This is a genomic window from Psychrobacter sp. 1U2 (assembly GCF_051847575.1).
In genome coordinates this window covers 1-1,252 of record NZ_JBPYDC010000290.1, presented here as the reverse complement: position 1 = coordinate 1,252, position 1,252 = coordinate 1, and the positions used below count along the sequence as shown (strand labels likewise).

Annotated in this window: 1 protein-coding gene; it reads right to left on the bottom strand. The window is 45.1% G+C overall.

The annotated features are described in order from the left end of the window. A partial coding sequence (locus ACS8FD_RS15245; RefSeq protein WP_439276468.1) for a homoserine dehydrogenase occupies window positions 1-1,052 on the bottom strand: 1,052 nt, incomplete at its 3' end. Between the last annotated feature and the right edge of the window lie 200 nt (window positions 1,053-1,252).

Sequence of the window (1,252 nt, the reverse complement as noted above, 5' to 3'; positions counted from 1 at the left end):
TCTTCCGGCATAAACGCCAAATGAGGCACATGATTACTGTGCTCGCTATGACTGTTACGATCGTTGGGGCCTAATACACGTACAAGATCCATGACATCTGCCATTACTGCTGAGGCGGTAGCGCCTGCGCCTGCGCCATCACCGCAATACAGCGTTTGTCCTAGAGGATGTGAGTTCACCAGTACCGCGTTTTTTACCCCATTCACATTGGCAAGTAAAGCGTCTTGCGGGATCAATGTTGGATGTACGCGTAGCTCAATGCCAGCGCTGCCTTGTGGATCATCTTTACTACTCCGGCGAACGGCAAAGCCTAAATGCTTGATACGATAGCCCAGCTCTTCAGCGTAGTTGACGTCTTGTAGCGTAATACCAGTGATACCTTCGCAATATACTTTGTCAAACTGTAATGGAATGCCAAAGGCGATAGAGGCGAGTAGAGCAAGCTTGTGAGCAGCATCAATACCTTCAACATCAAATGTCGGGTCTGCCTCAGCATAGCCAAGCTCTTGTGCTTCTGCCAAAACGTCTTTAAATGGACGCCCTTTATCACGCATCTCAGTCATGATGAAGTTACCAGTACCGTTAATGATACCAGCTAACCAATCTATTTTATTGGCGGCAAGTGCTTCGCGCATAACCTTGATAATAGGAATACCACCTGCCACTGCTGCCTCATAAGCCACGTGCACATGATTGGCCTCCGCCAACGCAAATATCTCATTACCATGCTCAGCAAGTAACGCCTTGTTGGCTGTAACGACGTGTTTACCATTCTTAATGGCATGCATAATAATGTCTTTGGCAAGAGTTGTACCACCAATGACTTCGATGACAATATCGACGTTGTCACTTGCAGCAATTGCCATCAAATCATCGTTTTGGACGATACTAGGGTCGATATCATCACGCTGACGACGTGTACCAACTTCGGTAATAATAATGTCGCGTCCACTACGACGTTTAAGCTCAGCTAAGTTATCATTGATTAGATTGACCACGCCAGTACCGACGGTACCTAGGCCAAGTATCGCTAGTTTGATCGATTTACTCACAGTATCCTCAGAAAATTAAATGATAGTAAATTATATAAGATGAAAACATGGCTCTTGTAACGTTAACTATTACCAATAAAGCCATTTTTATATAGCATCTCACCGTATCATACCGACAAGCAATTGTGACGTCTACCTAAGCTGACTGTTGCTAAAGCCGATGATATTATAGTAGGCGATTAGCTGGCATCGATCGCTGT